Consider the following 20,836-nt stretch of genomic DNA (forward strand, 5'->3'; position numbering starts at 1 on the left):
ACGCCCGCCTCAGATTGCAAAACGCGCCGCCCGCGTTGGAACGATCGATCGGTCGTGCCTTAACGCAATGGCCTGAAGCCCGCCCGCACTTCCTGAGCGAACAGCAGCGGCTCTTCCCAGGCCGCGAAATGACCGCCTTTGTCGACCTCGTTGAAATAGATCAGATTGTGATACGCGCGTTCGGCCCAGCTGCGAGGCGCCTGATAGATCTCGCCGGGGAACACCGTGATTGCAGCCGGCAGGGCGATATCGACGGCATTGAAGTTGTTCGAATGGTCTTCCCAATAGATCTGCGCCGACGAGGTCGCGCTGTCGGTCAGCCAGTACAGCGAGATGTCGTCGAGAATCTCGTCGCGCGTCAGCGAGCGCTCGGGAATGCCGCCGCTATCGGTCCACTGCGAAATCTTGTCGTACATCCACGCGGCCTGACCCACGGGCGAATCGGCGAGCGCATAGCCGACCGTCTGCGGGCGCGTGACCATCATCGCCGAGTAGCCGCAATTGTCGCGATAGAACACGGCGAGCTTCTCGTACGCGTTCTTCTCCTTCGGCGACAGTCCGGCGGGCGCGGGTGCATCGAGCGCCAGCGAACGCGCGATATCGGGCGGCACCGTCGCGGGCATGTTCACATGAATGCCGATCAGCCCCTTCACGTGCTGCATCGCCATCCGATGCGAGACCACGGACCCGCAGTCGCCGCCTTGCGAGACGAAGCGCGTATAGCCGAGCCGCTCCATCAGCACGCCCCATGCGCGCGCGATATGGTCCGAGCCCCAGCCCGGTCTGGTCGGCTTGCCCGAGAAGCCGAAGCCGGGCAGCGACGGCACGACCACGTGGAAGGCGTCGTCCGCGCTTGCGCCATAGGCGGTCGGATTCGTGAGCGGATCGATGGCCTTGACGAGTTCGAAGATCGAGCCGGGCCAGCCGTGCGTCATGATCATCGGCATCGCGTTCTTGTGCCGCGAGCGCACGTGAATGAACTGGATATCCAGTCCGTCGATTTCCGTCACATACATCGGCAATGCATTGAGCTTCGCTTCGCCCTTGCGCCAGTCGTATTCGCTGCCCCAGTATTGAACGAGTTTCTGCATGCGTTCGAGACGAACGCCTTGCGATTCGTCGGCGACGGTTTCTTTACCCGGCCAGCGCGTATTGGCAAGTCGCTGGCGTAAATCGGCTAGCAGACTATCTGGAATATGGGCTTTAAAAGGCCGGATATTCTCCGCGTCACTGGCGGCATAGATCGCTTCGGGAAATAACGCAAATGCGCCGGCCGCGACGGTGGCGGCCAGCACGTTACGCCGCATCGGCGAGAACGGTGTTGAAGACATACTGTGTCGTCCTGTTTCCAAGGAGTGGGCACTGTGTGCGCGATTGGCAGAGCAAGGCTCGACTGTCTTGCGAAGCGAATGAATCGTCCGAAGCGTCCCACTCATTAGAAGCGGCGAATGTATCTCGCGTTTGTCCGCGATGTACTTATTCGTAACACGCGCGCTTCAAACTAGATGAAGCACGTAAAGTTGTGCGAGAGAATCGTTAAAGCGCCAGGCGTGGCTATCATACGTTCGTTTGGATTGACCCTGATCCGCATAAACGCGATTATTCCCGCGCACGCAAAACAAGGAATCCGATGAATCAGCAGCAACATGACAATGCTTCGGCGAACGACCGTTATCCGCGCTTCACCAAAGCCGAGGTCGAAAAGATGATGCGCTTCGGCATCATTGAACGCTGGCGCGCGGGCGATGTCATGTTTCGCATCGGCCAGCCGGGACTCGGCATGCGCGTGCTGTTGAGCGGCCGCGCGAGACTCTCGCGGCGCGATGGGCTCGGCCGCTCGCAGACCATCGTCGAACTGGGCGAAGGCCAGTTCCTCGGCGAAGTCGCGCAGCTCACGGGCAAGCCCGCGCTTGCCGATGGCCTCGCGCTCGACGACGTCGAAGCGCTGATGATCCCGCCTGAACAGATACGCGAGCTGCTCGTGGCGCAAGCGCATCTGGGCGAGCGCATCATGCGCTCGCTCGTGCTGCGCCGCTTCGGTCTCGTGCGCGAGGGCGCGGGCCCCGTGCTGATCGGACGTTCGGGCGATCTTCGGCTGCTCGCGCTCGAAGGCCTGCTGCACCGGCTCGATCATCCTTATACGGTCGCGGACCCGGCGACCGATTCCGATATCCGCGCGCTGCTCGAAGACTGGGGCGTGTGGCATGGCGACGTGCCCGTCGTGATGCTCGCGGACGGCACGCCGCTGCGCGATCCCGGCGAACGCGAACTGGCCGCGCGGCTGGGCCTGCTGCCCGAACTCGACTCGACGCGTACCTATGACGTCGCCGTGGTCGGCGCGGGGCCTGCCGGTCTTGCGGCGGCCGTCTATGCCGCCTCCGAAGGACTCTCCGTGATCGTCTTCGACAGCCACGGTCCCGGCGGACAGGCGGGCGCGAGCGCGCGGATCGAAAACTATCTCGGCTTTTCCACAGGCGTATCGGGCCGCGAACTCGCGGCCAACGCGTTCGCGCAAGCGGTGAAGTTCGGAGCCGAAGTCGTGATCCCGACACGCATCGGCCGGCTCGATTGCACGCAGACGCCGCTGCAACTCGAACTCGAAGGCGGCCAGCGCATCGCGTCGCGTACCGTCGTGATCGCGACGGGCGCGGCGTACCGGCGCCCCGCCATCGAAGGCCTCGACGATGTCGCGGGCCGTGGCGTCTATTACTGGGCTTCGTCCGTCGAAGGCCGGCTGTGCCGCGGCGCGGAGGTGGTACTCGTGGGCGGCGGCAATTCGGCGGGACAGGCGGCCGTGTATCTGGCTTCGCAGGCGAGCCGCGTCCACATGCTGATTCGCGGCGACAGCCTCGAGAAGAGCATGTCGCGCTATCTGATCGACCGCATCGCATCGCTCGGCAATGTCACGCTGCATACGCAGACCGTCATCGCGTCCGTCAGAAGCGATCAATGGGGACTCGAGGCCGTGAACTGCAATACGCCCGAAGGCGAGCGCGTATTCGACACGCGGCATCTGTTCCTCTTCACGGGCGCCGATCCCAATACGCAGTGGCTTCGCGATTGCAGCGTCGGGATCGACGAACGCGGCTTCGTGAAGACGGGACTGGCGGCAGGCGTGCGCGCCGATACGGCCTGCTTCGCGCTGCAGACGAACGTGCCCGGCGTGTTCGCGATCGGCGATGTACGCAATGCATCGGCGAAGCGAGTCGCGGCGGCAGTGGGCGACGGCGCCGCCGTCGTGGCGGAGATTCATCAGTTTCTGAGCGCGCCCTCACCTGTCGCCTGAGCCCGATCCACGCGGCACACAAGGGGAATTGCGGCCCGCACCTATACGAACGTATGCGGTCGCCCATCCCTTGGAGTCAACTGCCTAGCTGCAGATTGTATGGAACACATGCAGCCCGCAGTCTAATCTTTGCACATCGATGTATTGAGGCGGCGGCCGCTTGCAGTGCTCTGCGAAGCAAACGGTAGCGAACGGTCGTCCGCACGGCTCTGAAAAGAAAATCTGCATGACAAAAAAGGAGAACGCAATGCAAGACACGGTGAATCTGCGGCGCCGCCGGCTGATCGGCACGGCCGCGGCGGGCCTCGGCCTGCTCGAACTCGGGCTGAACAATCTCGCGTTCGCGCAGACGCCGAAGGGCACGCATGCGGCGAAGAAGGCCGCGCACCATACGTCGTTCGACGCGATCGAGCAGATCGACGCGGGCTTGCTGAACATCGGCTACGTGGACACGGGCCCGAAGGACGGCCAGCCCGTCATCCTGCTGCACGGCTGGCCATACGACATCTACGCATTCGTCGATGTCGCGCCGATCCTCGCCGCGCAGGGCTACCGCGTGATCGTGCCGTATCTGCGCGGCTACGGCTCGACGCGCTTCCTGTCCAACGAAACGATGCGCAACGGCCAGCAGGCCGCGGTCGCCGTCGACATCATCGCGCTGATGGATGCGCTGAAGATCGATCAGGCCATCTTCGGCGCGTTCGACTGGGGCGCGCGCACCGCCTGCATCATCGCGGCACTGTGGCCGCAGCGCTGCAAGGCGCTCGTCTCCGTGAGCGGCTATCTGATCGGCACGCCCGAAGCCAACCGCAAGCCGCTGCCGCCGAAGGCCGAGTTCGAATGGTGGTATCAGTTCTACTTCGCGACCGAGCGCGGCGAAGCGGGCTACACGGCCAATCGCAACGACTTCAACAGGCTGATCTGGCAACTGGCTTCGCCGAAGTGGCATTTCGACGACTCGACGTATCAGCGCACGGCGGCATCGTTCGCGAATCCCGATCACGTCTCCATCGTGATCCACAACTACCGCTGGCGTCTCGGCCTCGCGCAAGGCGAAGCGCAGTACGACGACATCGAGAAGCGCCTCGCCGCGCTGCCGGCCATCTCCGTGCCGACCATCACGATGGAAGGCGACGCGAACGGTGCGCCGCATCCGCCCGCGGCAGCCTACGCCAAGATGTTCACGGGCAAGTACCAGCATCGCGACGTGAGCGGCGGCATCGGCCACAACCTGCCGCAGGAAGCGCCGCGGGCGTTCGCCGACGCCGTCATGCAGGTCGTGCGGCTGTGATCCCGGACGCGTTCAACCCATGCAACGCAATCCGTCGCATATCGACCTGACATCATGGACAAACCCGACCACGTTCTGATCGTCGACGAGGATCGCGGCGTACGCGAATTCGTCGCGGCCTATCTCGAGAAAAACGGTATGCGGGTCACGCTCGCGTCGAGCGGGCGCGACATGCATGCCGTGCTCGAACGCGATACGCCCGATGTGATCCTGCTCGACCTGATGCTGCCCGGCGAAGACGGTCTCGCGCTGTGCCGCGGGCTGCGCGCGGGCCGTCATCGCGCGCTGCCGCTCATGTTGCTCACGGAGCAATGCGACGAAATGGACCGCATCATCGGTCTGGAGATGGGCGCGGACGACTTCCTCGCGAAGCCGTTCGCCGTGCGCGAACTGCTCGCCCGCATCCGCGCGGTGCTGCGCCGCACGCGCATGCTGCCGCCGGGCATGCTGATCGCGGAATCGTCGGAGATGCTCGGCTTCGGCGACTGGCGGCTCGATACGACGGCCCGTCATCTGCTCGACAACGACGACGCCGTGGTTGCGTTGAGCGGCGCCGAGTACCGGCTGCTGCGCGTGTTTCTCGATCATCCGCAACGCGTGCTGACGCGCGACCAGCTGCTCAATCTGACGCAGCGGCGCAATGCCGAACCGTTCGACCGTTCGATCGACCTGCTGGTCAGCCGGCTGCGTCAACGGCTCGGCGACGTCGCCCGCGTGCCGCGCTACATCAAGACGCTGCGCAACGAAGGCTACGTGTTCTCGTCGAGCGTCAAGGCCGTCGAGGAACTGCGCGAGCGGCAGCACGCCTGACGCGGCGGCCGCGACGTTCGCGTCGCCGCTTCATTTGTATCGCCATGTATCGGGCGCCCGCCGCGATACATCGCGATACGCAAACCCTACCTTCCTGACATTCGCCGGATACATGCGCGGACTCTAATCCTGCATAACGGCACGCGCCACGTGTGCCAACCGGTCGAAGCCATCCATCGCGGATCAGGAGGTTGTTCATGTTACTCATCGTCATCGCGTTTCTCGGCGGGGTGCTCACGATACTGAGCCCCTGCATCCTGCCTGTCGTGCCGTTCGTCTTCGCGCGCTCCGACAGGCCCTTCGTCACGGACCGGCTGCCGCTCCTGATCGGGCTCGCCGTCACGTTCTCGGTCGTCACGGGCGTCGGCATCGCCGGCCTTGCGGGCGCCGCACAGCTGAGCCACTACGGACGCTGGGTGTCGCTCGCGCTGTTCGCCGTGTTCGGCCTGTCGCTGCTTTTTCCCGCGCTGTGGACGCGTGTGTCGCGCCCGTTCTTCAGCATCGGCAACCGCGTCGAGGCGTTGTCGCATGCACAAGGCGCGCGCTTCCAGGTCGTCTCCGCGCTGCTGCTCGGCGCCGCGACGGGCTTGCTGTGGGCGCCCTGCGCCGGCCCGATCCTCGGCCTGATCCTCACGGGCGCCGCGTTGCATGGCGCGAACTGGCAGACGGCGGCCGCACTGACCGCCTACGCGTTCGGCGCGGCCAGCTCGCTCGCCGTGGTCTCGGGGCTCGGCAAACAGGCTCTCGGTGGCCTCAAGCGCTCGATCGGTTTCGGCGAGCGCGTGCGCCGCGTGATGGGCGCCGTTGTGCTGCTGAGCGTCGCGGGTATCGGCTTCGGCTTCGATACGCGTGCCCTCGCGCATGTGCCGTCGGCGTCGACGACGGGTGTCGAAAGCCGTCTGGTCGGCCTGCTTTCCGCCAGCAATATCAGTAATAACAGCGACGGCAGCGACCGTCCGCACCTGCAGCGCATCAGCCTGCAGACGCCTTCGAAGCTGCCCGTCGAAGGCAAGCTGCCCTCGCTCGACGGCGCCGAAAGCTGGATCAATTCGCCGCCGCTCACGGCCGATGCATTGCGCGGCAAGGTCACGGTCGTCAACTTCTGGACGTATTCGTGCATCAACTGTCTGCGCACGCTGCCGTATCTGAAGACGTGGTCGGACCGTTACGGCAAGGACGGCCTCACTGTCGTCGGCGTGCACACGCCGGAGTTCGCGTTCGAGCACGATCCGTCTAACGTGAAGCGCGCGGTCGCGGATCTCGGCATCCGCTATCCTGTCGCGATCGACAACGGCTACAAGATCTGGCAAGCGTTCGGCAACCAGTACTGGCCGGCGTTCTATATCGTCGATACGCAAGGACGTATCCGCTATCACCATTTCGGTGAAGGCGGCTATGGCGAAGCGGAAAAGGTCATCCAGCAGCTGCTGGCCGACTCGGGACACACGATGCAGGCAGGCGATCTGCCGCCCATCCACGGCTCCGGCGCACAGGCAGCGGCGGATGCATCGAATGTCGAATCGGGCGAGACCTATGTCGGCTATCAGCAGGCGCGCGGCTTTGCTTCGCCGCAGGACATCCGTCCCGATGACGCCGCAAGCTACACCATTCCGTCGCAGTTGCCGCTCAATAGCTGGGCGTTCGGCGGCAAGTGGATCGTCGGCGGCGAAGCGGCTGTGGCGAACGAAGCGAATGGGCGCATTGCCTACCGCTTCCATGCACGCGACCTGCATCTCGTGCTCGGACCGGGCGCGAACGGCAAGCCTGTGCGCTTTCGCGTGACGATCGACGGCGCCGCGCCCGGCGAGTCGCATGGCGCCGACGTCGCCGCCGACGGCAGCGGCGTGGTGACGAGCGCGCGGCTCTATCAACTCGTGCGCCAGCACGATGGCGTGCGCGACCGGACCTTCACGATCGAGTTCCTCGATCCGGGCGTGCAGGCCTTCTCGTTCACGTTCGGCTGATCGCCCGGCGGCAGCTTCCTGAAAGACGCCACTGCGCCCTTGCGGCGCAGTGGCGTTTGCATTTGAACGGTTTCGAAACGCGCTTGAACGCCGGAGCGCCCGCAAGTCGCCGGCGATTTGTACCCGAATGTATATATCGCCGGTCAGGAAATACTGGCTTACATTCCGGCGCGTTCCGGAAACAAGCCAGATACGTCAGCGGGTTCAAATAACGACACGCAAGGTTGATTCATGACAGTGCGAACTGACCGGGCAACCAGCGCATCGCAAACGCGATAACCGCCCGGGTGACGTCAACGCAGTCCATTCACCTACTGGAGAAAACCCATGAAACTCGTTCAATCCCTCGTCGTTGCAGCATTGCTCGCCGCTCCCGCTCTCTCGTTCGCACAGTCGAACCAGCCGTTGACGCGCGCGCAGGTTCGCGCCGAACTCGTGCAGCTTCAACAGGCGGGCTACAACCCCGCCAGCGACAACACGCAATACCCGGAGAATATCGAAGCCGCCCTGTCGCGCATCCAGGCCGAACAGGGCGTGGCATACGGCGGCGTGGCAGCGGGCCAGTCGAAGTCGGGCGCGCGTCGCGACACCGCGCAAACGCCTGCGCCGCAGCAACAGGACGTGCTCGGTCTCGAACCCGTCTACGCACACTCGTGATGGCAACGGCTCCGTTGCGAACGCGTGCGGGCCGCCGTTCGCAACGGACCAACCTGGCAACGTAAGCGCAGCACGAAGCCATTCACCGATAACGCGGTACGCAGGGGCAACACAATGACAAGAACCTTCCGGACTTACTGCTGCTGACGCAGATCATCCGGCTGCGCGGCGGCAAGCGGGCGCCGATCATGTGATCGTCGACAGCGAAGGCCGTTTCGCCGACGACGTCATGCGCCTCACCGACGGCGAAGGCGTGCATGTCGTCTACGACGGTTCGGGGCCCGCGACGTTTCAGGGTTCGCTCGCGTCGCTGCGCCGCTCGGGCACGTTCTGCTGGTATGGGCCCGTGCTCGGCGATGCGGGTCCCATCCACATCATGAGCCTGCCGAAGAGCATAAAGATCGGCTACGCGACGTTCGCGGACCACATCCATACGCCTGCGCTGCTGCGCGCGAAGACCCGGCAGCTGTTCGACTGGATCATCGCGGGCGTGCTGGATGTGCGGATCGGCGGTGTGTATCCGCTCGCGGATGCGGCGCGGGCGCATGCCGATATGGAAAGCCGCAGGACGACGGGAAAGCTGCTGCTCGTACCCTAGGCGAAGCAGGCGCGCACAGGCACATGCAACGTGGCGTTATCGTCGGCCGTCACCGTCGCGGTGAACAGATAGCCTTCGTTGCGAAGCGTCTTGATGTAACGCCCGTCGCGCACGCCGTCCTGCAGGCGCTGACGCACGCGGCTCACGAGCAGGTCGATCGAACGGTCGAGCAGATCGGCGTGACGTCCCTGCGTCATGTTGAGCAACTGGTCGCGCGTGAGCACGCGGTTCGGGTGATCGAGAAACACCCGCAACAGCCGGTACTCGGCGCCGCTCAACGCGACCAGTGTGCCTTCTGCATCGAGAAGATGGCGTGCGCCCGTGTCGAGCCGCCATTCGCCGAAGCGCAGGATCGATGCCGACTCCGCGATCCGCATGCCGGGCGGCAGCATGTTCGTGCGGCGCAGAACGGCGCGGATGCGCGCCAGCAGTTCGCGGATCGCAAACGGTTTGGACAGGTAGTCGTCGGCGCCCATTTCGAGGCCGAGGATCCGGTCCGCTTCTTCGTCACGCGCGGACAGCATCACGATGGGTATCGCGTGAAAGTCGCCCGCACGCAGTTCGCGGCACAGCGTGAGGCCATCCGTATCGGGCAACCTCACGTCGAGCACGATCAGATCGGGCCGGTCGAGGACGAGCGCGGCGCGCATCTCGCGCCCGTTGCCCGCGTGCGAGACGCGCATGCCATTGCGTTCCAGATAGACGGCGACCAGCGCGCGGATCTCACGATCGTCGTCGACGATCAGGACGTGTTCGAGCTTCTTCATGACAAGTTCTACGGCTGCGGCGAAACACTCAGCCTGCTGTTCCCACTGACTGCGCGGCGTGCGCGCGCGACGCGAAAGCGCCGCGTCTGTATGCGCATGTATCCGCCCTTGCGCGGCGATACACGACGTTGCACGCGAAACCATTTCAGACACGCGGCAGATACATCTGGCTGCTCAAATGAAGCTCGACGATGCGCGCCCATGCGGCCCCGCTGATCGCGGTCGATGTGCGGCGCATGGTGGCAGGAACGCGCGGGCAACACAACAGCAACTGTGCGCACTCCCTGTTGCCTTCTGGTCAACAGTCGAGATTTCATAGGTCTGACAACGATGCGAACCATCAATCACCAGCGCCTGAGATATTTCCATGCCGTGCTCACGCACGGCTCGATCCGCGGCGCCGCCGACGACATGAACACGTCCCCTTCCGTCATCACGCGGCAGATCCGGCTGCTCGAAGACGAACTGGGCGTCGCGCTGTTCGAGCGCGGGGCGAAAGGCGTCCGGCCGACGGAACCGGCCGCGCATCTGCTCGAGTTCTGGGAGGGCTGCCAGTCGCAGCAGGAGAAACTCGAAGATCAGCTGCATGCGTTTCGCGGCTTGCGGCACGGCCGGGTGCAGCTTGCCGTCAGCGAGGGTTTCATCGATACGCTGACGGAGGATGTGCTCGCACCGTTTTGCGCGAAGTATCCCGCGCTGACCATCGAAATGAGCATGCTGACGCGCGACGGCATCGTCGAGGAAATCGCCGGCGATCGCGCGCATATCGGGCTTGCCTACAATCCGCCGCCGCATCCGCGCATCCGCTGGCTCGCGAGTTCGATCCAGCGCGCCGTGCTGCTGCTGCGCCGCGAACATCCGCTTGCGCAAAAGAAGCGGCCCGCCACCATCGACGATCTGCGCGCCTTTCCGCTCGCGCTGATGCCGCAGAGCTTCGGCATCGGCCACGCGGTGAAGATGCTCGAAATCGCCGAGGGCATGCAGATCCAGCCCGCGATGACCACCAATTCGCTGGCCGTGCTCAAGCGCATGGTCGCTGCCGAGAATTTCGTCACGCTGATCGGCGAATTCGCGGCGCGGCGCGAAGTCGCGAGCGGCGAACTGACGACCGTGCCCGTCGATCACCCGCTGTTTCAGGGTGCGCAGGCGCGGCTGCTCGTGAAGTCGAGCCGCGCACTTACGCCCGGGCCGCTCGAATTGCTCAGATGGATCCAGCAGCGGCTGTCGGTGTTTTCAGCGGGGAACGCGGGTGGTGTGTCGCCCGTGACGGTGTAGATCGAACAAGCCGGTTGTCGATCCGCCCGCGTCTCGTTCGTCGTGCCGGTCACGGTGATCCCGGTGGTGAAAGCGATGCCTGCGAGTGCGCGCCATGTCGAAGGGCTGCAGTGCATTCGCGATACCCAGAGCCCCAACTTCAATGACGTTCGTTGCGCCCCGTCGAGCCGGAGTCCGCGTGCCTCGCGTCCGTCGAGTCGTCTGCCCGTTGCGCAACGATGTGTCGCACGAAGCACAGCACGTCGGTCCGATGCAACGAAGCACCGACAGGTTCGATGCGCTCTTTGCATCGCGCGCCGGGCGTGTCTTCCGCCCCTCAAAAACATGTCTAAAGGCCACCTGAATACATCCGTTAACAGGCTTGGAGATCACCGTTTCCCCTTAAATATCAAGTAATTGTTGCCGAGATGTGTAATTCGCGCAGTACCGCGCGAGATGTCTGGCGCGGGCCGCGCTGCCTTCCTCTCGCTGCTGTGTCCGGTGTGACCGCCGCAGTCGCCCGTCAGGCGGAAACAGCTACGCGCGTCGCTGCGCCAGCCGCATTTCGCGCAGGGCGTGTTGCAGGCGCGCGCGGAAAGCGGGCTTTCCGCGCGCTGTCTCGTACTCGAACTGACCGAAAGCCTGTTGATGGAAAACGTCGAGCTGGTCACCAAGCTGCTGAAGACAATCCGTGCCGCGGGAGTGCGCCTGTCGATGGACGACTTCGGCACCGGGTATTCGTCGCTGTCGTACTCGTGATGGCGGAACGACGCGCGTCGATGGTCCTGACCCTGCCCGACGGGGAGGCGTAATGTCTGCAAGACTTCCCGTGATCCGCTTCATTCTAGGTATGCCCGCGCGCCGGCAGAACGTCGTGAGCGGCGCGATCCGCACGTCCCTGCTGTCGACCGTCTTCGAGAACGCTTACCCGCTCTTCATGGCGGGCGCCGCGAGCGCCTTCGTTGCGCTGGTTGCGTACTGGCGGCTGCATGCGCCGTGGGCGGCCGTCTGGCTGCTGATCGACGTGTCGATTCTCGTCACACGGCTGCTTTGCATCCGCGCTTACGCTCGTCGACACAGCAATGCAGGCGCACGACATACGGATACGTGGGCCATGCGTTATGCGCCCCTCTGCCTGCTGGCGACGCTGACGCTCGGCCTCGGCACGATGGGCTGCGTGATATCGCCCGACGGACAACTGGCGGCGCTCGCCATCATGGTGACGGCGGGGATTCTGGGCGGCATCGGATCACGCAATGCCGCCGTGCCCCGCCTCGCGATTGCGCAGATCGCGCTGGGGGCCATTCCGATCGGCATCGGCACGCTGGTCGCTCCGCGCAGCGGCTCGTGGATACTCGTTCCGCCGCTCGCGGCCTATCTCGGCGCGATGTTTTCCGTCGTCTGGCGGCATTACGACGGCCTGCTCGCGCTGATGTCCGCGGAACAGCGGCACGCCGAGCTGGCGGCCCGTTTCGACGCGGCTCTCGCGAACATGCCGCACGGTCTGTGCACGATCGACACCTCCGGCAAGGTGGTCATCGCGAACCGGCGCACCGCCGAACTGTTCGGCGCCCGTGTCGATGAATTGAAACTCGATCTGCCGCTGCCGGAGTTCATCGGTCACGTGGGGCTGGGGCAGTTCGGCCCGGGGCTCCGGAAGCAGCTGGTGGAGCGTTGCGCGGCGTGGCTGCAGGGCGAGCGCCGCCCGTTCGACCTCGACTTGCGCGACGGCCGCCAGCTTGAGATGACGCGCAATCCCGTTCCGGACGGAAGCGCCGTGATCATCATCGAAGACGTGACGGAGCGCCGCGAAAGCGAAGCCAGGATGCTCCACCTCGCGCGCCACGATTCGCTGACGGGACTGGCCAATCGCCGCGAATTGCATGACCGTCTGCGGCGGATGCTGGGCGCGGCCCCGCCGTCGGCGGCGTCGCGGCCGGCCGTGCTCTATCTCGATCTGGACGGTTTCAAGAACGTCAACGACAGCCTGGGTCACGGCGCGGGCGACGAAGTGCTCACGATGGTCGCGGCAAGGCTCAGGCAGACGCTGCGCGAAGGCGAGCTGGCTGCGCGGCTCGGCGGCGACGAGTTCGCTATCGTCGTCCGCGATTCGACGCCGCTCGTGGTGTCCACCATCGCGCAGCGGATCATCCGGGTCATCAGCCGGCCCTATCGTCTGGCTGCCGGCAAGAACGTGTCGATCGGCACCAGCATCGGTATCGCGTTGTCAGCGCCCGGCGACGCCGTCGACGAACTCATTACACGCGCCGACCACGCGCTTTACGCGGCCAAACAGGCGGGCAAAGGCACGTTCCGCGTGTCGAAGCGCGACGGCGTGCTGCTGTAGCAGCGTCGGCGCAGCCCGCGGCATGCGTCGTGCTCAAGACCCTGAACCTCCGTGACGGTCCGCAGGAATTCGGCGACGGACATGGGCGCGTGGCATGCAGATGCCGCCAGTCGATCCGTTGCGTTCGACGCAGGGACGCTCGGCCGTTGCGAGGCGCTGAACGCGTGACCCGCTTTTGTACCGTACCCGTCGGGAACGGCCAGCCTGCGCAGCGGGATGTCGGGCGTCAAGAGGTTTCTTTCCATGAATCACAATGCTCCCGTGCACAGGCTGCTGATCCGTGTCCTCAACGTCGATGCCGAGATTCAGGCAATCCGCAACGAACGCGATGCCGCATTGCACTGGCTGACGCGAGCCCAGGACGAGCGTTGGACGAAACGCGGCTCGACGCAGATCGCCGACTGCGAGGCGCTCGTATCCGAACTGAACATGGGCATCGCCGCGCTCGTTGCGCATCGGAGTTCGCTGGCCTCTACGCTGTCGCGGCTGGCCGATCATTCCGGCGATTCAGGACGCGAGATCCGTTAGCGCAGCGTCGATTGCGGTGAGGGCATGATGGAAACCCCGCTTCGCGCCCTCTTCCCTTAGTCGCCGCAATTCGTCGCCGCAATTCGTCGCTGCAATTCGTCGCTGCAATTCGCCGCTGCAATTCGCGCACGCCTGCCGGACCACGCTCGCCTCTGCATCGCGGCGGCGGAAAGGGTCGGCCATCTCCAGGCGCTCGCGGTCGCGCATCGGTGAATGCGCGCCTCTTCTCGCCGCAGCCCGTGAGCCACTGCGACGGCACCGGCGCAGCAATGCCTGCGCGTACGGCTCGAGCCCGAGTCCACCGAGCCGCAGTCCGATATCCATCGTCATCGCCCGAAGCTGTTTCCCGTTGAGCGCTTAAGAAATACCGCGCCACGCGTCTTTTCCAGTGCAGGTGTTGTGCGCGGCGCTCGCGTGCCGCGTGGTTTGACAGCGGCGAGAACAGCGGCGGATACTGGCCCGGACGGCCGCCCGCCTGGCGCGGGCCCGCGCGTTCCGGGAGAGCGCCGTGAAGCGGGGTGCTACAGGTTCTTCGTCGGAGTCCACGCCGGCGTCGCACGTCGGCGCCGCGGCACGCGTCAGCGGACTGTTCGGCGACCTGACGGCGGGCGCCGTTTCGACGCTCGTCATGCTCTGCTACGCGATGAGCCTCGGCACGTTGATCTTCAGCGCCGACCTCGCGCGCTATGCCGAACTCGGCGTGCCGACCGCGCTGATCAGCTGCATCGTCACGGCGCTCGTGATCGCGCTGACCAGCTCGATGCGCCTGAACATCGCCGGGCCCGACAGCAACGCGACCGCGTTTCTCGCGGGTGTGGCGGCAGGCGTCGCGAGCAGCGTGCATGCCGACGGCGGCTCGCCGCAAACCCTGCTTCTGACCGTGCTGATCGCCATCGCGCTGTGTTCGGTGTTGACGGGCATCGTGCTGTTTGGGATCGGCTCGTCGAAGCGCAGCCGGTCCTTGCAGTTCCTGCCGTACCCCGTCGTGGGCGGCTTTCTGGCGGGCACGGGTTATCTGCTGCTGGCGGGTGCGTTTCGCGTGCTGACGGGCGAAGCGCCGCAGTGGCATACCCTCGGCCTGCTCACGCATCTGCACTGGCTCGCGTGGGTGCCGGCCCTCGTCATCGGCGTGCTGACTACCATACTCACGCGCGGGCAGCAGCACATTGCCGCGTTGCCGTTCGTGCTCGTGTGCGGCGTCGCGCTGTTCTATGTGCTGCTGCGTCTAGCCGGACTCTCGATCGACGATGCGCGCAACATGGGCCTGCTGCTGCCGCACGTCAAGCTGCACTTCTTCCCCGATCTGCGTGTTCCCGCGCCGCTCGCGCAGGGTGCGATCGACTGGCCCGCGATTGCGGCACACCTGCCCGAGACGCTCATCGTGACGTCGGCGTCGGCGATCACGATCCTGATGAACTCGACGGCCATCGGCGCGGCAACCGGCGAGGACATCGATCTGAATCGCGAAATGCGTGCCGCGGGGCTTGCCAACATCGCGAGCGGATTGCTGGGCGGCATGGTCGGCTATCAGTCGTACAACCGCTCGATGCTCAATGCGCGCGCCGGCGCGACGAGCCGCCTCGCGGGCGTGTTCGCGGCGCTCGCGTGCCTCGCGGCGCTCGCGGCATCGCCCGATCTGGTCGCGCTCTTTCCCGTGCCCGTGCTGGTCGGGCTGCAACTGTTCATGGGGCTGCGGCTGATGCTGCAGTGGCTCTTCGGCGCCTATGCGAGGCTCAACTGGTACGAGTACGCGCTCGTGCCAGGCATGCTGGCCGTCGTCGCGTTCTATGGCGTCGTCGCGGGCGTGATCGCGGGCGTCATCGCCGCCTGTGTGATGTTCGCGCTGCTGTATGGGCGCGTCAGCTGCGTGCGCATGGCATTCGATGCCGCCACGCGCACCTCGTCGGTCGAACGCAGCATCGAAGATTCGGCGCAGCTGCGCGAACGCGGCGCTCAGGTGTACGGCTTGTGCCTGCAAGGCTTTCTGTTCTTCGGCACCGCCAATTCGATTCTGCAGCGCGTGCGCGAACGGCTCCAGGCGAACGGCGCGGTTGCCGTGCGCTATGTCGTGCTCGACTTCGCGTCGACCAACGGCATGGATGCGTCGGTATCGGTTGCTTTCGTCAAGCTGCGGCAACTGTGCGCGTCGTCGGGCGCCGACCTCGTGCTCACCGCGTTGCCCGCCCGCTCGCGCAGCCTGCTCGCGAAGTCGGGCACACTGAACCTGCGGATACACGAATTCGCGACGCTCGACGCCGGTCTCGAATGGATCGAAGACCGCGTGCTCGAATCGTGTTGTGTCCTGCCGCGATCGGATGAACAGGATTTCCGTGCGACCCTCGCGCCGCATTTCACGCTGCCCGCGCTGGCGAAGCTGTGCGACTGCCTCGAAGTGCGCGATCTCGTCGCGGGCGAGCCGCTCTTTCTGCGCGGCGAGCCGGGCGACGCGCTCTATATCGTCGAACGCGGACGCGTCGCCGTTTCGCTGCCGCTGTCCGACGGCCGGCTCGTGCGGCTGCGCTCGTTCGGTCCCGGCACGGTGGTTGGCGAGATGGCCGTGTACACGCAAACCACGCGAAGCGCCGATGTCGTCGCCGAATCGCCCACGCGCGTTCATCGGCTGTCGGCGCCGGCGCTGTTCGCGCTCGAACGCGATGACCCCGTCGCCGCACAGCAGTTTCACCGCTTCCTGATCAAGACAATTGCGGCACGGCTCGCCGTCGCCGACGAGGCCTTGCGTGCCGCGTATTGATCGCGCACGACCCAGCAGATTCAGGCATTCAGCGCACGCAGCGTTTCTTCCGTCGTCCAGAGCGCGTGAGCGAGGAAACGGAAGTTGATCAATGCGGCAAGGTAGCCGTCGCCCTCGGGGACACGCGGGCCCGCCGTCGCATCGCGTACGACGAGCACTTCGAATCCCTGCTCGATCAGTTCGCGAAGATGCGACTCGATACACAGATTGGCCGCCATGCCCGCCAGCACGATCTGCGAGATGCCCTTCTTGCGCAACTGCAGGACGAGGTCATTCGTTTCGGGTCCGTACACCTTGTGCGGCGACGCGATGATCGTCTTTCCGTCCAGGATGTACGGCTTGTACTGTTCGAGAAAATCGGCGCCCGAGCCTTCGAATCCTTCCAGCGAAATCGGCCCTTTCCGTTCGAACATGTTGATGTCGTGCATGACCTTCTCGAGCGGGCCGCCGAAGTGCCAGTGATGATCGTACGGGTAGTAATAATGCGGCGACACTGCAACCGTGAGATCGAGCGCCTTGAAGCCTTTCAGCAATTGCTCGACGTGCGCCACCGTATTGTTTTCGGTGACGCTCGGCCCGAAGATGGGCCAGCTTGCGCCCGCCGGACTGAGAAAATCGTTTTGCGGATCCACCACCACCAGCGCGGCCTTCGAACGATCGAGCGTGAAGCCGGTTCCGGGAAGTGCCGGATCGGCGGGGTCGGCATATGCATTGACACTGCCTGGTCGAACCGTGTTTTCGTTACTCATATCTACCTCTCCGTTTGGGACCGTCAGATCTCTAAGAAAATATAGATGACCGGTCACCTTATAAAAAGACAAAAAAAACTACCGCAATAACCGCGGCAGCACGACACGCTCGAAACGCGCACAGGCGTCGCCCGATTGCTCGACCTTGCCGCGCATCAGCGCACCTTCGTAAGCCTCGATCACGATCTGCGCCAGCTCGGCAGCCTTGATTCCCGTGTCCAGTTCGCCGCGTTCCTGGGCTTCTGCAAGACAGGCCGCGAGACCGTCTTCCCAACGTTGCAGAAGCTCGGTGAGCTTGCCGCGCGTGCTGTCGCTCGTGTTCGACAGTTCGAGCGACAGATTGCCGATCAGGCAACCGAGCTTGAAATTCTCGCGGCCATGATCTTCGCTGATTGCGCGGAAAAAGCGCACGATACGCTTGAGCGGCTTGATGCGCGCGTCGTACAGAATCGGCCCGTGTCTGTCTTCAATGGACTGCCAGTATTGCTCGACGATTTCCGCCGCAAAGGCTTCCTTCGTCTCGAAGTAGTTGTAGAACGAGCCCTTCGGCACATTGGCGGCCGCCGTGATGTCCTGCACGCCGCAGCCGTTAAACCCTTTGTCGAGCACGACGTCGCGCCCGATGCTCAGCAGTCGGGCACGCACTTCGGGGTTCGGGGTCTTGGCATGGTGTCGGCTCATCATTGATCGGTTGATGGATAATAAAGTAACCGGTCATCTATTTTCTGTCAAGCTGCGGCGGGCTCTCAATGCGCGACGTAGCGCTGCGCCAGCGCCTCGTACAGCGGCGGCGCAAAGAGCTTCGACACCTGGCTCGCGATCAGCGCAGTCGCCATCAGCGACAGCACCAGCGCGTGCCCGTTGATCATCTCGATCACGATGACGAACGCGGTGATCGGGCTTTGCGTGACGGCCGCGAGATAGCCGACCATGCCGAGCGCGATGAGCATCGGCAGCTGCATCTGCCCGAACAGAAGATGCAGTGCGTTACCGATTCCGGCACCGATCGCGAGCGAAGGCGCAAAGAGACCGCCTGGCGCGCCGGGCAGATACGAGCCGACCATCGACGCCATCTTGAGCAGCGGATAGCTCGCGCCGAGTTGCGAGCTGCCTTCGAGCATGCCGCGCGCTTCGGCATAGCCGCTGCCGAATGTATGACCGCCGGCGGCGACGCCGATGACGGCGATGAAGAGGCCGCACGCCGCGCCGAATGCAACGGGATGCGCGTTGCGCCACACGACCAGTCTTGCTGGCATCCAGCGTCCCGTATTCAGCAACAGCCAGCAGAATGCGCCGCCCGCGACGCCCGTCACGCCGCCCAGCATCACCACGGCAACGGCGAGCAGATCCGGAAAGTGGCCGTCTATATCGATCGTGCCGAAATACGTGTAGTTGCCCTGCATGCCGAGCGAGACGATACCCGCGAAGATGATCGCCGTGATCAGCACGCCGCTGGTCCGCTGCTCGAAGCTGCGCGTCAGTTCTTCGATGGCGAAGACGACGCCGGCGAGCGGCGCATTGAATGCCGCGGAGAGCCCCGCGGCCGCACCCGCCAGTGCGAGCTTGCGTTCCAGTTCCGCGCCGCGGATATTGCGCAGGCGCTCGGGGTAAAAGCGCCGCAGACTGAACATCAGCGACGCGCCGACGTGGATCGTCGGCCCCTCGCGGCCAATCGTGAAGCCGCCCAGAATCGATAGAAACGATATGGCGATCTTGCCGAGGAGAATCCGCAGGTTCAGCAGACGCGGGCCGAGGTCGCGCCCGTCATGCAGCGTCGCGATCACTTGAGGAATACCGCTGCCCTCGGCGCCGGGGAACCAGCGGCGCGTCATCCAGACGCCGACCGCGCCGACGGCCGGCGTGAGCACGAGCGGCAACCACCAGAGCATCGCCGTGTAGCGCAAAAAGGCTTCGTAGCCGGAATCGATCAGACGCGCGTACATGACGGCGACCAGACCGGTTGCCACCGCGCCCAGCCAGAACACCCCATAGTGGAGCCAAAGCCGCCTGGCGCGCAGCACCGCGCGTCGGTCGAGAGGAACGGGAATGCGCATCGGAATGCTTGTGTGTGGTCGAAACGAAATAAGGCACATTGTGACATAAATGCGCACTCCCCCGTTTCGCCCCCGACAGCCCACTGCGCAATGCCTATTCGCCCACCTCGCCGAACACCCAGCCGAACGAGCCATAGTGCGCCTTGTGCTCGGCTGCGAGCTTGAGCAGGCAGCGCTCGCCCTTGGGCGTCAGATGCACCTGCACCTGACGGCGATCGTCGGCGTCGGGCTTGCGCGTCACGAGCCCCGCCGATTCGCAGCGCGACACCAGCGCGGCCGTGCCGTTTGGCGCCGCCTGCAGACGTTCCGCGAGTTCGCCGACCGTGGCCCACTGGCGGCCTTCGAACCCGCGCACGTGCAGCAGCAGCTGATACTGAAGCGTCGTGATGCCCGCCGCGTTGGCGATCTCTTCGGAGACGCGCAGAAACTTGCGCAACTCGTAACGGAATACCGACATCGCTTCCAGATCCCGTTTGGCTGGAAGGTCGCGTTTGGCTTGCCTGCTTGAACTCATTTGCAGTCCCGGTGAATGGCCTTGATGTTCGCGGATCATACACACACGCACGAAATGCCCCGCACTGCGCCTTTCGTCTGTCTTTCCGCTACCTATACTTCGCATGGACGCCGTCGACAACGTGCAGGCATGGGCGGACGTCCTTTTCGTCAGATCAATTCTGCCTTCGCCGAGGAGGTGGCACATGCAATACGACGAGCAAAAAGTGCAGGACTTCATGGGGCGCATGGTCGAAGAGTTCGGCGCGGTCGCGTCCGCACCGCTGATTGCGCTGGGCGACCGGCTCGGGCTGTACAAGGCAATGACCGAGCAAGGCTGGATGACCTCGGAGCAGGTGGCAGAACGCGCCGGTCTCGCCGAACGGTACGTGCGCGAATGGCTCGCGGCGCAGGCCGCCTCAGGCTTCGTCCGCTACGAGCCTGAAACCGCGCGTTATCAACTCGATAACGAAATGGCGATGTGCTTCGCCGAGGAGACGAGCCCCACTTTCATACCGGGTTTCGTCGACTGCGCCGAAGCGATGTTCCGCAGCCTGCCCAAACTCGAAGCCGCGTTTCGCACAGGGCTCGGCGTCGGATGGCATCAGCATCATCCGTCGCTGTTCAGGGGCACCGAGCGATTCTTCCGTCCGGGCTATGCGGCGCATCTCGTCGATGAATGGATTCCCGCGCTCAATGGTGTCGAAGCGATACTCAAGGGACGCGGCGCGAAGGTCGCCGATGTCGGCTGTGGGCACGGCGCATCCACGATGCTGATGGCCGAGGCCTACCCCGACGCGACGTTCGTCGGCTTCGATTATCACGAACCCTCCGTGCAGAGAGCGCGCGAGCTTGCCGACGAGGCAGGTCTCAACGAACGCGTCACGTTCGAAGTCGCGAGCGCGCAAGGATTTCCGGGCAACGACTACGACCTCGTCGCTTTCTTCGATTGCCTGCATGACATGGGCGACCCGACGGGCGCCGCGGCACACGTGCTGCAGGCGTTGAAGCCGGATGGATCGTGGATGATCGTCGAGCCCTTTGCGAACGACCGGCTAGAAGACAATCTCAATCCTGTCGGACGCGTGTTCTATTGCGCATCGACGATGATCTGCACGGGCGCTTCGTTGTCGCAGGAAGGCAGAAGAGCGCTCGGCGCACAGGCGGGCGAAGCGCGGCTCAGAGATGTCGTGACGGCGGGCGGCTTCACGCGTTTCAGGCGCGCGACGCAAACGCCGTTCAACCTGATCTTTCAGGCGCAGGCATAGACAGCGTTGATGAAGCCGG

Annotated in this window: 18 protein-coding genes and 1 pseudogene; 12 read left to right on the forward strand and 7 right to left on the reverse strand. The window is 64.6% G+C overall.

The window, feature by feature from the left end; all coding sequences use genetic code 11:
- Window positions 1-59: 59 nt before the first annotated feature.
- A complete protein-coding gene (locus tag FRZ40_RS19325) occupies window positions 60-1,331 on the reverse strand; it encodes an epoxide hydrolase family protein (RefSeq protein WP_147235220.1) in 1,272 nt (423 codons plus the stop codon).
- Window positions 1,332-1,630: 299 nt separating this feature from the next.
- On the opposite strand from FRZ40_RS19325, the gene FRZ40_RS19330 reads away from it, so the two are divergent.
- The 6 genes and pseudogenes from FRZ40_RS19330 to FRZ40_RS19355 all read left to right on the forward strand — a co-directional run.
- Window positions 1,631-3,286 carry an FAD-dependent oxidoreductase gene (locus FRZ40_RS19330; protein WP_240057233.1) on the forward strand — a complete coding sequence of 552 codons (1,656 nt, stop codon included), beginning with the start codon at window positions 1,631-1,633 and terminating at the stop codon, window positions 3,284-3,286.
- Between the two features lie 247 nt (window positions 3,287-3,533).
- A complete protein-coding gene (locus FRZ40_RS19335; RefSeq protein ID WP_147235222.1) occupies window positions 3,534-4,577 on the forward strand; it encodes an alpha/beta fold hydrolase in 1,044 nt (347 codons plus the stop codon).
- Window positions 4,578-4,631: 54 nt separating this feature from the next.
- Window positions 4,632-5,387 carry a response regulator gene (locus FRZ40_RS19340; RefSeq protein WP_147235224.1) on the forward strand — a complete coding sequence of 252 codons (756 nt, stop codon included), beginning with the start codon at window positions 4,632-4,634 and terminating at the stop codon, window positions 5,385-5,387.
- Between the two features lie 197 nt (window positions 5,388-5,584).
- On the forward strand, window positions 5,585-7,351 hold the full coding sequence (locus FRZ40_RS19345; protein WP_147235226.1) for a cytochrome c biogenesis protein DipZ: 1,767 nt from the start codon (window positions 5,585-5,587) through the stop codon (window positions 7,349-7,351).
- A 327-nt stretch (window positions 7,352-7,678) separates the two neighbouring features.
- Window positions 7,679-8,008 (forward strand): DUF4148 domain-containing protein, encoded by a 330-nt coding sequence (locus FRZ40_RS19350; RefSeq protein WP_147235227.1) that lies wholly within the window; start codon window positions 7,679-7,681, stop codon window positions 8,006-8,008.
- 181 nt (window positions 8,009-8,189) lie between these two features.
- Window positions 8,190-8,606 (forward strand): annotated as a pseudogene (locus FRZ40_RS19355) (zinc-binding dehydrogenase); the annotation flags it as partial.
- Here FRZ40_RS19355 and FRZ40_RS19360 read toward each other — a convergent pair.
- On the reverse strand, window positions 8,603-9,373 hold the full coding sequence (locus FRZ40_RS19360) for a response regulator (protein WP_147235229.1): 771 nt from the start codon (window positions 9,371-9,373) through the stop codon (window positions 8,603-8,605). The pseudogene FRZ40_RS19355 and the gene FRZ40_RS19360 overlap by 4 nt on opposite strands.
- Window positions 9,374-9,703: 330 nt before the next feature.
- Between FRZ40_RS19360 and FRZ40_RS19365 the strand changes: the two genes are divergently transcribed.
- The 4 genes from FRZ40_RS19365 to FRZ40_RS19380 all read left to right on the forward strand — a co-directional run bounded on the left by FRZ40_RS19365 (window position 9,704) and on the right by FRZ40_RS19380 (window position 13,502).
- Window positions 9,704-10,648 carry a LysR family transcriptional regulator gene (locus tag FRZ40_RS19365; protein WP_167528681.1) on the forward strand — a complete coding sequence of 315 codons (945 nt, stop codon included), beginning with the start codon at window positions 9,704-9,706 and terminating at the stop codon, window positions 10,646-10,648.
- Between the two features lie 528 nt (window positions 10,649-11,176).
- The gene (locus FRZ40_RS19370) at window positions 11,177-11,386 is read left to right on the forward strand and encodes an EAL domain-containing protein (protein ID WP_275671055.1); all 210 of its coding nucleotides are present in this window, start codon (window positions 11,177-11,179) and stop codon (window positions 11,384-11,386) included.
- Window positions 11,387-11,438: 52 nt separating this feature from the next.
- Window positions 11,439-12,974, forward strand: a complete 1,536-nt coding sequence (locus FRZ40_RS19375; RefSeq protein WP_147235230.1) for a sensor domain-containing diguanylate cyclase — start codon at window positions 11,439-11,441, stop codon at window positions 12,972-12,974.
- A 243-nt stretch (window positions 12,975-13,217) separates the two neighbouring features.
- The gene (locus FRZ40_RS19380) at window positions 13,218-13,502 is read left to right on the forward strand and encodes a hypothetical protein (protein ID WP_147235232.1); all 285 of its coding nucleotides are present in this window, start codon (window positions 13,218-13,220) and stop codon (window positions 13,500-13,502) included.
- Here the strand turns inward: FRZ40_RS19380 and FRZ40_RS19385 are convergent.
- Window positions 13,482-13,826, reverse strand: a complete 345-nt coding sequence (locus FRZ40_RS19385; RefSeq protein ID WP_158647025.1) for a hypothetical protein — start codon at window positions 13,824-13,826, stop codon at window positions 13,482-13,484. The two genes, FRZ40_RS19380 and FRZ40_RS19385, sit on opposite strands and share 21 nt — an antisense overlap.
- A gap of 184 nt (window positions 13,827-14,010) precedes the next feature.
- On the opposite strand from FRZ40_RS19385, the gene FRZ40_RS19390 reads away from it, so the two are divergent.
- Entirely contained in the window at window positions 14,011-16,254 is a 2,244-nt protein-coding gene (locus tag FRZ40_RS19390; protein ID WP_147235236.1) for an SLC26A/SulP transporter family protein, read from the forward strand.
- A 20-nt stretch (window positions 16,255-16,274) separates the two neighbouring features.
- Here FRZ40_RS19390 and FRZ40_RS19395 read toward each other — a convergent pair whose 3' ends face one another.
- The 4 genes from FRZ40_RS19395 to FRZ40_RS19410 form a co-directional block, all read right to left on the reverse strand.
- Window positions 16,275-17,003, reverse strand: coding sequence for a cysteine hydrolase family protein (locus FRZ40_RS19395; RefSeq protein WP_028367909.1), 729 nt, complete (start codon window positions 17,001-17,003; stop codon window positions 16,275-16,277).
- 78 nt (window positions 17,004-17,081) lie between these two features.
- The gene (locus FRZ40_RS19400; RefSeq protein ID WP_240057235.1) at window positions 17,082-17,648 is read right to left on the reverse strand and encodes a TetR/AcrR family transcriptional regulator; all 567 of its coding nucleotides are present in this window, start codon (window positions 17,646-17,648) and stop codon (window positions 17,082-17,084) included.
- Window positions 17,649-17,749: 101 nt separating this feature from the next.
- Window positions 17,750-19,057: a chloride channel protein gene (locus tag FRZ40_RS19405; RefSeq protein ID WP_028367907.1), complete on the reverse strand. Its 1,308-nt coding sequence runs from the start codon at window positions 19,055-19,057 to the stop codon at window positions 17,750-17,752.
- Window positions 19,058-19,151: 94 nt separating this feature from the next.
- The gene (locus FRZ40_RS19410; protein WP_028367906.1) at window positions 19,152-19,571 is read right to left on the reverse strand and encodes a MarR family winged helix-turn-helix transcriptional regulator; all 420 of its coding nucleotides are present in this window, start codon (window positions 19,569-19,571) and stop codon (window positions 19,152-19,154) included.
- A 184-nt stretch (window positions 19,572-19,755) separates the two neighbouring features.
- Here FRZ40_RS19410 and FRZ40_RS19415 point away from each other — a divergent pair, with 184 nt between their 5' ends.
- Window positions 19,756-20,817 carry a class I SAM-dependent methyltransferase gene (locus FRZ40_RS19415; RefSeq protein WP_028367905.1) on the forward strand — a complete coding sequence of 354 codons (1,062 nt, stop codon included), beginning with the start codon at window positions 19,756-19,758 and terminating at the stop codon, window positions 20,815-20,817.
- Window positions 20,818-20,836 lie beyond the last annotated feature (19 nt).

Origin of the sequence: Paraburkholderia azotifigens (assembly GCF_007995085.1) — a bacterium.
GTDB lineage: Bacteria > Pseudomonadota > Gammaproteobacteria > Burkholderiales > Burkholderiaceae > Paraburkholderia > Paraburkholderia azotifigens.

Bases quoted from the DNA above. Each gene is read 5' to 3' on its own strand.
- FRZ40_RS19325 (WP_147235220.1), bottom strand. From the start codon at position 1,331: ATGTCTTCAACACCGTTCTCGCCGATGCGGCGTAACGTGCTGGCCGCC.
- FRZ40_RS19330 (WP_240057233.1), top strand. From the start codon at position 1,631: ATGAATCAGCAGCAACATGACAATGCTTCGGCGAACGACCGTTATCCG.
- FRZ40_RS19335 (WP_147235222.1), top strand. From the start codon at position 3,534: ATGCAAGACACGGTGAATCTGCGGCGCCGCCGGCTGATCGGCACGGCC.
- FRZ40_RS19340 (WP_147235224.1), top strand. From the start codon at position 4,632: ATGGACAAACCCGACCACGTTCTGATCGTCGACGAGGATCGCGGCGTA.
- FRZ40_RS19345 (WP_147235226.1), top strand. From the start codon at position 5,585: ATGTTACTCATCGTCATCGCGTTTCTCGGCGGGGTGCTCACGATACTG.
- FRZ40_RS19350 (WP_147235227.1), top strand. From the start codon at position 7,679: ATGAAACTCGTTCAATCCCTCGTCGTTGCAGCATTGCTCGCCGCTCCC.
- FRZ40_RS19360 (WP_147235229.1), bottom strand. From the start codon at position 9,373: ATGAAGAAGCTCGAACACGTCCTGATCGTCGACGACGATCGTGAGATC.
- FRZ40_RS19365 (WP_167528681.1), top strand. From the start codon at position 9,704: ATGCGAACCATCAATCACCAGCGCCTGAGATATTTCCATGCCGTGCTC.
- FRZ40_RS19375 (WP_147235230.1), top strand. From the start codon at position 11,439: ATGTCTGCAAGACTTCCCGTGATCCGCTTCATTCTAGGTATGCCCGCG.
- FRZ40_RS19380 (WP_147235232.1), top strand. From the start codon at position 13,218: ATGAATCACAATGCTCCCGTGCACAGGCTGCTGATCCGTGTCCTCAAC.
- FRZ40_RS19385 (WP_158647025.1), bottom strand. From the start codon at position 13,826: ATGGATATCGGACTGCGGCTCGGTGGACTCGGGCTCGAGCCGTACGCG.
- FRZ40_RS19395 (WP_028367909.1), bottom strand. From the start codon at position 17,003: ATGAGTAACGAAAACACGGTTCGACCAGGCAGTGTCAATGCATATGCC.
- FRZ40_RS19405 (WP_028367907.1), bottom strand. From the start codon at position 19,057: ATGCGCATTCCCGTTCCTCTCGACCGACGCGCGGTGCTGCGCGCCAGG.
- FRZ40_RS19410 (WP_028367906.1), bottom strand. From the start codon at position 19,571: ATGAGTTCAAGCAGGCAAGCCAAACGCGACCTTCCAGCCAAACGGGAT.
- FRZ40_RS19415 (WP_028367905.1), top strand. From the start codon at position 19,756: ATGCAATACGACGAGCAAAAAGTGCAGGACTTCATGGGGCGCATGGTC.